Below are 9,856 nucleotides of genomic sequence, written 5' to 3' on the forward strand. Positions count from 1 at the left end.
GCGAGCAATCTCATGTGTTTATGTCGAACCGCCCGGTTCAACCTAAACACATATTGCTCTAGGCGTGCAGCCCCGGCGCCTCATGCCCCGTGCGCGCCACGTATTCGGTGTAACCGCCATCATAGTAGTGGATGCCCTCCGGCGTCAGCTCCAGCACCCGGTTGGAGAGGGCGGCGAGGAAATGCCGGTCATGCGAGACAAACAGCATGGTGCCCTCGTAGTTGGAGAGCGCGGTGATGAGCATCTCCTTCGTTGCCAGGTCCAGATGGTTGGTCGGTTCGTCCAGCACCAGGAAATTCGGCGGGTCGAACAGCATCAGCGCCATCACCAGCCGCGCCTTCTCGCCGCCCGAGAGCACGTGGCAGCGTTTCTCAACCTCGTCGCCGGAGAAGCCGAAGGCCCCTGCCAAAGCGCGCAAGGAGCCTTGGCCCGCATGCGGGAAGGCAGCGTCCAGCGTCTCGAACACGGTGCTGTCGCCGTCCAGCAAATCCATGGCATGCTGGGCGAAATAGCCCATTTTCACGCTGCCACCCAGCGTCACAGTGCCCGCATCCGGCGCTGTCGTGCCCGTCACCAGCTTCAGCAGCGTGGACTTTCCGGCGCCATTCACGCCCAGCACGCAGCAGCGTTCCTTGCGCCGCACCAGCAAATCCAGCCCCTCATAGATCGCCCGGTTGCCGTAGCGTTTGTGCACGCCGCGCAGGTTGGCCACATCGTCGCCCGAGCGCGGCGCCGGGCGGAAATCGAAGGCCACCGTCTGGCGGCGTTTGGGCGGCTCCACGCGGTCGATCTTCTCCAGCTTCTTCACCCGGCTCTGCACCTGGGCGGCGTGGGAGGCGCGCGCCTTGAAGCGCTCGATGAAGGCGACTTCCTTCGCCAGCATCGCCTGCTGCCGCTCGAACTGCGCCTGCTGCTGTTTCTCGTTCAAGGCGCTCTGCCTGGCGTAGAATTCATAGTCGCCGGAAAAGCTCGTGAGATTGCCGCCATCGATCTCGATGACCTTATTGATGACGCGGTTCATGAATTCGCGGTCATGCGAGGTCATCAGCAGCGCGCCGTCAAAGCCGCCCAGGAAGGTCTCCAGCCAGATCAGGCTCTCAAGGTCGAGATGGTTGCTCGGTTCGTCCAGCAGCATCACATCCGGGCGCATGAGCAGGATGCGCCCCAGCGCCACACGCATTTTCCAGCCGCCCGAGAGCCGGCCGACATCGCCGTCCATCATCTCCTGGCTGAAGCCAAGGCCGTCCAGCACCTCGCGCGCCTTGCCCTCCAGCGCGTAGCCGCCCAGTTCCTCGAACCGGGCCTGCACTTCGCCGAAGCGTTCGATGATGGCATCGAGCTGGTCGAATTGCTCCGGGTCCGCCATCGCGGCTTCCAGCTGTGCCAGTTCGGCCCCCACCTCGCTCACCGGCCCGGCCCCGGCCATCACCTCGGCCACGGCGCTGCGGCCCGCCATCTCCCCCACATCCTGGCTGAAGAAGCCGATGGTGACGCCGCGATCGACCAGGACTTGCCCCTCGTCGGGTTCCTCCTGCCCGGTGATCATGCGGAACAGCGTGGTCTTGCCAGCGCCATTGGGGCCGACCAGGCCGATCTTCTCGCCCTTCTGCAGCGCGGCTGACGCCTCGATAAAGACCAGGCGGGTGCCGTTCTGCTTGCTGATGTTGTCCAGGCGAATCATGGGTCCTCGGTGGCCGGAGTGGTTTGCGGCGCTCTTAAACCAAGTTTCTGAGGCCGAGAACTGCCAAGGATTGTGCGTAGATCCCCGGGGCACGTTCGCCACCGCCCCCGGCCATAGCCGAGCGATCCGATAGCCACCCGAATTATCCCCTCCGCTGAACGCAAAAACCCGCCATCCTCCAAGGGTGTGATTTCTCTGGACGGTTGTCCAAAGTGGATATACGCTATTTCCAAAATAGCGCGTTGAAGCAAAAACGGGGGAAACTGTTATGTTCGACTACGTGATCGTAGGCGGCGGTTCGGGCGGTGCCACTTTGGCTGGGCGGCTGAGCGAGGATCCGGCCGTGCGGGTCTGTCTGCTGGAGGCCGGGGGTGCTGGAGAAAGCATTCTGGTGCGTGCGCCGATGGGTACTGTTGCCATGATTTCCGGCCGGCCGAAAATCAACAACTACGCTTACGAAACCGTGCCCCAACCGGGCCTGAACGGACGGCGAGGATTTCAACCTCGGGGCAAATGTCTGGGCGGCTCAAGCGCCATCAATGCGATGCTGTATATTCGCGGCCATCGCTCCGATTATGACGATTGGGTCCGCCTGGGCGCCGCCGGATGGTCATTCGACGAGGTTCTGCCGTACTTCAAACGCTCGGAGGGCAACCAGCGCGGGGAAAGCGCACTCCATGGCGGCCATGGTCCATTGCAGGTTTCTGAGCAGCAGAGCCCGCGCCCGATCTCCCGGGCCTTCATCGAGGCGGCGGTCGAGTCAGGCGTCCCGCGCAACGACGACTTCAACGGCCCCGTGCAGGAAGGGGTTGGTCTCTATCAGGTCACCCAGTTTCACGGTGGACCACGCAATGGCGAACGCTGCTCCGCCGCTGCCGCCTACCTGCATCCGTTTCTTGACCGCCCGAATCTGAAGGTGCTGACGCACACGCAGGCGCTGCGGATCGTGCTGGAGAACGGGCGCGCCACGGGCGTGGAGGTTCTGCGCAACGGGCAGCGCGAAATCATCGCCGCCGCGCGCGAAGTCGTGCTGGCCGGCGGGACGTTCAATTCACCGCAGCTGCTGATGCTCTCCGGCATCGGCGATCCCACTGAGCTGGCGGCTCAAGGCATCGCGGTGCAAGATCCTTTGCCCGGCGTTGGCAAGAACCTGCAGGACCATCTTGATTTCATCATCAGCTATAAGTCCCGGGAGACCGATCTTTTCGGCCTCGGGGCGGTGGGGGCTGTCAACCTTGTCCGGGCAATGCTCGAATGGCGCAAAACCGGCAAGGGCATGGTGGCTACGCCTTTCGCCGAGGGTGCCGCCTTTATCAAGTCGCTGCCCGAACTCGACCGGCCGGATCTGCAACTGCACTTCGTCATCGGCATCGTCGATGATCACGCCCGCAAGCTGCATCCGGGCTACGGCTTCTCGTGCCATGTCTGCGTGCTGCGCCCCAAGAGCCGTGGGAAGGTTGGGCTGAACGACGCCAACCCGTTGTCTCCGCCGCGCATCGACCCCAAATTCCTGTCCCACCCCGACGATGTCGCCGACATTCTCAAAGGGGCAAGGCAATTGCACAAAATCCTCAACGCGCCGGCCCTGAGCAAGTACCGCCTCAAGGAGATCTACGCCACCGACATCACCAGCGATGAAGCCCTGCTGCAAAGCATCCGCGCCCGCGCGGACACGATCTATCACCCTGTAGGCACATGCAGGATGGGAACCGATCAGATGGCCGTGGTTGACCCGCAGCTTCGCGTGCATGGCATCGCCGGCTTGCGCGTCGTTGACGCCTCGGTGATGCCGACCCTGATCGGCGGCAATACTAACGCCCCCACCATCATGATCGCTGAACGGGCCGCCGAATGGATGCGCGCAGACGCCCGGAATGCCGAGCGCCGGACCGCCGAACTGGAGAGTGCAAAATGAACATCGAACCGGATTTTGGCACCATGCACGCCGAACTCGATGCCGCTCTGGATCTGCTCAACCGGAACAAGCAGCAATGGGCGCAAACGCCGGTGGAGGCGCGGTTGGCCATCCTCGCCCGGATCAGGGATGGCGTGAACCACGTGGCGCAGAATTGGGCCGAAACCGCCGCCCGCAAAAAGGGGCTCGATGCAAACGCGCCTCTGGCTGGGGAGGAATGGATTTCCGGTCCCTATGCGCTCATGACCTACTGCAATGCGCTGATGGAGACGCTCTCGAAGATCGCGGGCAAGGCGTATCTGAACGGACTGCCGATGCGTGAGCTGCCCAACGGCCAGCTTGCCGTCAAAGTCATACCGCATTCCATCTGGGACCGTCTGCTGCTCAGCGGTGTGAGCGCCGAAGTGTGGATGGAGCCTGGCATTACCCGCGCGAATTTGGCGCAGCATACCGCCCACGGATACGGTGCCTCCCAGCCCGCCGGTGGCAAGCTTGCGCTGGTGCTTGGCGCCGGCAACATCGCCGCCATCGCCCCGCTGGACTGCCTGCAGAAGCTGTTTGTGGACAATGAGGTCGTGCTGCTCAAGATGAACCCGGTCAATGACTATCTGGCGCCGTTTCTGGAGACTGCGCTGGCACCATTGATCGAATCCGGCTTCCTTCGCATCGTCAGCGGGGACGCTACAATCGGCCAGTATCTCTGCAATCACCCGTTGGTCGAGACAATCCACATCACCGGCTCCGCCGTCGCCCATGACGCCATCGTCTGGGGCACGGGCAGCGAGGCCGCCGCCAACAAGGCGGCGGGGGCGCCGAAGAACAGGCGGCCGATCACCTCCGAACTGGGCGGGGTATCGCCCACGATCGTCGTACCCGGCCCGTGGTCTTCGGCCGACCTTGCCTTTCAGGCCGAGAATGTGGCCACGCAGAAACTGCACAATGCGGGTTTCAACTGTATCGCCTGCCAGGTGCTGGTCCTGCCGGCGAACTGGAAGCAAAAGACTGCATTTCTCAAGGCGGTCGAGACCTCCCTTGCATCTTCCGCGCCGCGCCCGCTCTACTACCCCGGTGCCGCGGCGCGCCTCGCCGAATTTCAAAATGGCATTACCGGCCCGGCCGTCTCGCAGCCGGCGACAGCCAATCAATGCGGCGTTTTCTCCTTTAATGCCGGAACCAATCGCACAGCCGAGCGCTTCGAAGTGTTCGCCCCCGCCCTCGCCGTGACCGAACTGCCCGGCGATGACGCCGAGGCCTTTCTCATCAGCGCCATCGACTATGCCAACCGGACCCTCGCCGGAACCTTGGGGGCCAATATCCTGATCCACCCGCAAACCCTGCGGCAGATCGGGCGGCGGCGTTTCGACGAGATCATCGCCAAGCTGCGTTACGGCACGATCGCCATCAATGCCTGGACCGGTCTCGGCTTTCTGTTGCCACAGGCCACCTGGGGGGCCTTCCCTGGCCACACGCTCGATGATGTGCAAAGCGGCATCGGTGTCGTCCATAACACATTGCTGTTCGACCGCCCGCAACGCACGGTCGTCGAGGCGCCGTTCGCGCCGTTCCCGCGGAATTTGCTGAGCCTGTCATTCACCTTGCTGCCGCGACCACCATGGTTCATCACCAACCGCCGCGCCAACGTGCTGGGACGCCTGCTGACGCGCTTCGCGTACCGCCCCAGCCTTGCCAAGCTGGTTCGCATCTTCGCCACCGCCCTTGTCGGCTGAGATTAAGGCTGGGAGGAAAACGACGGTCCATGAACCATCGCAAAGGAGGAAAAAACGCGGGCGCTTCGCCAGGACGAAACCGGCCTGACAAGAGGCAGGAATTGGCGCAGCATGCGCTCTTGGCTCTGGCCGAACTTGGTTTCGCCCGCCTGAACCTGCGCGAGATCGCCACCCGCTCAGGCGTGGCGCTGGGCGTCATCCACTATTACTTCAAAGACAAAAAGGAACTGCTGATCTATTGCGTCGGCCTCTATAAAGACGCCTTCATCCAGAATCTCGAAGAACAGATCGCCTCGGCGGATAATCTCGCTGCGCTCAAAAGCCAGTTCATCACAGCGTTGGTGCACTCGGTGGAGGAACAAGGGCATATCCACCGCCTATGGTATGACATCCGCGCCCAGGCGTTGTTCGATGCCGCCTTCCACCCGGTGGTGGACGACCACGAGGCCCGTCTGATCGGGGTGGTTCAACAACTTCTCGACAAAATACGGGCGCTGGGCGGCCAGCCTGAAATGCGCAAGAACCCGGTGGCGCTCGATGTCTATCTGATCCTCGACGGCTGGTTCCGCTATTTCCTGCAGCAGCACCTGGGCGGAAACCCGCAAGCCAGCACATTGTTCCGGCAACGGCTTGAGCGCCTGTTCCCCCTTGCGTCGCCGGAGCTGCCGTGACAGCAAGCTGGACCTCACAATCAGGTCAGCCATACAGCAAAACCAGTCCAGCCGCCGCCAAATGCTCCCGCCTCATTATTCGGACAAATGAGAATTGTTGCGGGTAAGGACCGGCGATGGACCCGCAGCCGTTATGGGATGGCCCAAGAACCGCATTACCGCGATTTCGGCGAGCCAATGAAGTGCCGCGCCAACCAGGCCGCCGACGAGAACTTCCGCGCCGCGGTAGATTCCCGTATCCAGTAGTGGGATGCCCGGCGCCCCCGAGAGCAGGACGATCGGCGCCGTCCACATAGAGACCTTGAGCGCGGGGAAAAGCCGGACGATGGCCGCGCATAATGCAACGGCGCAGGTGAGTTGGACGGCGGTGTTAGCGCCGAAAGGAATAAGCAAGCTCCCCACCGCTACTGTGACGGCGACGCCGATGATTGTGCCTGCGAGCCGCCATAGTGTCGCGCTGTTGGTCTCATTCAGTTTTTCCTGTGATTTTTCCTGTGAGACGATAATGCTCGAGATCGACGCCCACACCGGATGCTGCAAACCGACGGCAGCCCCCAACAGATAGGACAGCGAAGCGGCCCCCGAGCAGCGAAGCACAAAAGCGGCGTGACGGGCGAGCGTTTCTCGCGTCATCTCCGCCTCCCCACCGCCCACAGCCGCCTCCCGGCATTGGTTGGAAACTCGGCAATGAAATCAGCGATGTATTTGATCATACGGTGTCGCCTTCATGTTCCGGCGCTCATCCTTGAGCTGAAAGTGACCTGCATATGGCGTGTTTATATCACTCGTGAAGAACAGGCAGCCCCTTTGGGCCGCGCAAAGGGGGGCAGATGCCCCCCTTTGATCTTGCTACCGGCTGACCGCGGGCGCAGTCTCGAGGATTTTTTTCTCGATAAGCTGTGCGATTTCATCCGGGGAGAGGCCCAACAAATCGCGCGCGATCTCGACCGTATGTTCACCCATCAGCGGGGCTGGATTTTGCGGCGGGTCTGCCAGATGTTTCGATTTTACCGGCGCATTCTCCAGATAGAACGGCGCGGGGATCAATGGGTGCGTCACCTTGCAGAAGAATTCACGCTCCTTGAAGTAGCCGAACTCCGGCAGGTCGGTGACGCGGAGCATCTCGCCGGCGGGAACACCGGCGCTTTGCAGCAGAGTCATGGCCTCCTGCGGGTTTCTCGCCGCAAGCCAGGCGCCAACCGCCTGATCGATCCGGCCGCGTTGCGCATCTCGTCCGGCGGCGGTCGCGAGCGTTTGATCGGCCGCGAGGTCGGGGCGATCGATCACGCCGCAGAGCGCCTGCCAATCCGCGTCTCCACGAACCGTGACGACACACCATTCGTCGTCACCGGCACAGGCAAAAACGCCCCATGGCGCGTCGAATTCAGGCTTGCCGCCCAGGGGCTTACCTTCATGGGCAAGGACCGACGCGGCAATCTTCGCCGCCATGTGGCTCATCATTACCTCGGACTGCGCGACGCTGACCGTGCCGCCGCAACCGGTGCGCTGCCGCCGGATGAGGAGCGCCAGCGTGCCGATGACGCCGACCCGCGCCGCGACATGGTCGGGGTAGACGGTAAGGGCATCGCTGAAGCTGTCGGGTTCGCCAGGGTAGCACCACTGAGCGGTGAACCCCGCCGACGCCCGGACCAGGGGGCCGTAGCCCATCCGGCGGCTCCAGGGGCCCGTGGGCCCGAAAGCAGAACTGTCCACCATGATGATGCGCGGATTGATCGCGCTCAGGCTTTCATAGTCAAAGCCAAGCGATTCAAGCGTACCAGGCTTGAAATTGGAGAAGATGATGTCGGCTTGGCCAACCAGCTTGTGCAACAGCGCCTTGCCCTCGGGGGTACGGAGGTTGAGGCCAAAGGAGCGCTTGTTGCGGTGGCCTGCCGCGTAGCTGCTCAGCATCAGAGCGTTTTGGTTCTGCATGGCCTGGCGGGAGCCATCCGGGAATTCCGAATTCTCGATCTTGATGACCTCGGCGCCCAGATCGGCCAGCAGCCGGCTCTGTTCGGCGCCCACCACGATCACGCCGAAGCACAGCACCCGCAGCCCGGCCAGGGGGCGCTGGCGTTGAGGGATGGCAGGCGATTCGGGGGCTTGCGGCTTGGCCGAGGCCGCGAAATCCTGCGGCTGCCAGTCGGCAAGCGCGGGGGCGGGGGCCCTGATGCCCGCGCGGTGACCGTCGATCTCCATGACGCCGTCAGGGAAGGGGGCGGAGATGCCGGGGGCCACGTCCACCGGAACAAACACCTTCCGGTCTTTGACCTGCTCGGTGGCCAGGGCTTCCTCAAGGCTCAGCACGCCCGCTGTGGGTACGCCATAGTGTTGTCCGGCGGCCTCCAGTTCGGCGCGGGTTTTATTGGCGAAGAGCCGTGCGATGGCCGGCAGCAGCGTTTTCGACGCATAGCGGACTGGCATGCTGTTGAAGGAGGGATCGCTGAATTCCTCGGGCTGGCCCATCCACTCGAACATGCCGCGCCATTGGCGCGCGGCGAGGATGCAAATGCGTATATAGCCGTCGGCACAGGGAAAAATCGGATATTGATGGCGCGCCTCGGGGCGGCCGCGCGGCAACATGGCGCCGGTTATTCCGCCGGTCCCGCTGCCGAAGATGCCGTAACCAGGGTCGAGCGTCTGACTCACAGCGTCCAGCACCGAGAAGTCCAGCTGGTCGCCGTATCCGGTCTTGAGACGGTTGAGATAGGCGGCGAGGACCACGAACGCGGCTTGCGGCACGGCGCACTCGTAAGGGAGATCGCCAGGCGGCAGGAGCGGAGCCCGGCCGGGAATGCCGGAGCGGGCAAGCTCGCTCGAAAGCGCGTGGAAGACTGGCCCGGTCGCCTGCCAGCTTCTGTAGGAACCTTCCTGGCCGAAATCGCTGGCCGAGAGGATCACCAAAGCGGGATGGCGGCTGCCAATGCCCGGCACGTCCAGGAGTTTGGCCTCCGCCGAACCGGGGCGGGTATTTTCGATGAGAATATCGGCCGTGCCGACAAGGGCCACAAAATTGTCCCGGCCTTCGGCGGTGCCAAGGTCAAGCGCGACCGCCCGCTTGCTGAGATTGGCGGCGACGAAGCCAAGGCTTACACCACCGGCCGTCAGACCTTCCCTCCGATCCACGGCACCTTCGGGCGGCTCGACGCGGATAACATCCGCGCCCAGTTCCGCCAGGATACGGCCGATCGCGGCCATAGGTCCGGCCGCAAGATCGATCACGCGCACACCGTTGAGCGGCAAGGCATCTGCCTCTCGCTTTGTCGCCGCCTTAGCCATCATTTTCCCTTCACAGATTAGTTTTTCTCGGGACCTCATAGGTTCTCGCCTATCCAAAATCTAGGGGCTGGTCCGGCGCTCGGCGCGGGCCCGGCGTGACGAGGCGCTGAGATGGGAGGCTCGGCGCGTGTATGAGACGTATCAGCCACACATGCCGGTCGTGCCCCCTGTGGTGGTGTAGGTGACCGCTGATCTGTGTATGATGATGGGGGCTGAGTGGAATTTTTGGCCGTAAGCTGGGTGATGGATTTTAATGTCTGTGCGGTATGTCTGTTCTAGGAAGAACCTGCGGAGCGCTCCCCGGGGCGGTTTGAAGTCCGGCCAGGCTTCCCGCCATGGCGGTGCGGCTGCACCGGTTGATTGGCGCAGGGCCTAGAACTTTGGAACTCCGGCATTTGCGCTATTTCGTGGCCGTCGCCGAAGAGTTGCATTTCCGGCGCGCGGCTGAGCGGCTTGGCATCCAGCAACCGCCTCTTAGCCTGCAGATTCAGCAGCTTGAGCGTGAATTGGGCACACCTCTCTTTCGCCGGATAACGCGCGCGGTAGGCCTGAATGATGTTGAGAATCAACGGTTGAGACAGGG

7 protein-coding genes are annotated in these 9,856 nt (G+C 62.9%); 4 read left to right on the forward strand and 3 right to left on the reverse strand.

Features of this window, described 5'->3' with window-relative positions; translation table 11 throughout:
- Window positions 1–58: 58 nt before the first annotated feature.
- On the reverse strand, window positions 59–1,681 hold the full coding sequence (locus ACLPJJ_RS00945; protein WP_443588821.1) for an ABC-F family ATP-binding cassette domain-containing protein: 1,623 nt from the start codon (window positions 1,679–1,681) through the stop codon (window positions 59–61).
- 268 nt (window positions 1,682–1,949) lie between these two features.
- On the opposite strand from ACLPJJ_RS00945, the gene ACLPJJ_RS00950 reads away from it, so the two are divergent.
- The 3 genes from ACLPJJ_RS00950 to ACLPJJ_RS00960 are packed head-to-tail and all read left to right on the forward strand — an operon-like array spanning window position 1,950 to window position 5,994.
- On the forward strand, window positions 1,950–3,596 hold the full coding sequence (locus ACLPJJ_RS00950) for a GMC family oxidoreductase (protein WP_443588822.1): 1,647 nt from the start codon (window positions 1,950–1,952) through the stop codon (window positions 3,594–3,596).
- The gene (locus ACLPJJ_RS00955; RefSeq protein ID WP_443588823.1) at window positions 3,593–5,323 is read left to right on the forward strand and encodes an aldehyde dehydrogenase family protein; all 1,731 of its coding nucleotides are present in this window, start codon (window positions 3,593–3,595) and stop codon (window positions 5,321–5,323) included. Before ACLPJJ_RS00950 ends, ACLPJJ_RS00955 begins: the two co-directional genes overlap by 4 nt.
- A gap of 29 nt (window positions 5,324–5,352) precedes the next feature.
- Window positions 5,353–5,994 (forward strand): TetR/AcrR family transcriptional regulator, encoded by a 642-nt coding sequence (locus ACLPJJ_RS00960; RefSeq protein WP_443588825.1) that lies wholly within the window; start codon window positions 5,353–5,355, stop codon window positions 5,992–5,994.
- Window positions 5,995–6,069: 75 nt separating this feature from the next.
- Here the strand turns inward: ACLPJJ_RS00960 and ACLPJJ_RS00965 are convergent, their stop codons facing one another.
- Both ACLPJJ_RS00965 and ACLPJJ_RS00970 read right to left on the reverse strand, forming a co-directional pair.
- On the reverse strand, window positions 6,070–6,627 hold the full coding sequence (locus ACLPJJ_RS00965) for an FUSC family protein (protein ID WP_443588827.1): 558 nt from the start codon (window positions 6,625–6,627) through the stop codon (window positions 6,070–6,072).
- A 216-nt stretch (window positions 6,628–6,843) separates the two neighbouring features.
- Window positions 6,844–9,276 carry a CaiB/BaiF CoA transferase family protein gene (locus ACLPJJ_RS00970; RefSeq protein ID WP_443588829.1) on the reverse strand — a complete coding sequence of 811 codons (2,433 nt, stop codon included), beginning with the start codon at window positions 9,274–9,276 and terminating at the stop codon, window positions 6,844–6,846.
- 377 nt (window positions 9,277–9,653) lie between these two features.
- Between ACLPJJ_RS00970 and ACLPJJ_RS00975 the strand changes: the two genes are divergently transcribed.
- Window positions 9,654–9,856: LysR family transcriptional regulator (locus ACLPJJ_RS00975; protein ID WP_443588831.1), on the forward strand; the 203-nt coding region annotated here is incomplete at its 3' end.

It is taken from the genome of Acidocella sp., from assembly GCF_052326845.1.
In the GTDB taxonomy this organism is placed as follows: domain Bacteria; phylum Pseudomonadota; class Alphaproteobacteria; order Acetobacterales; family Acetobacteraceae; genus Acidocella.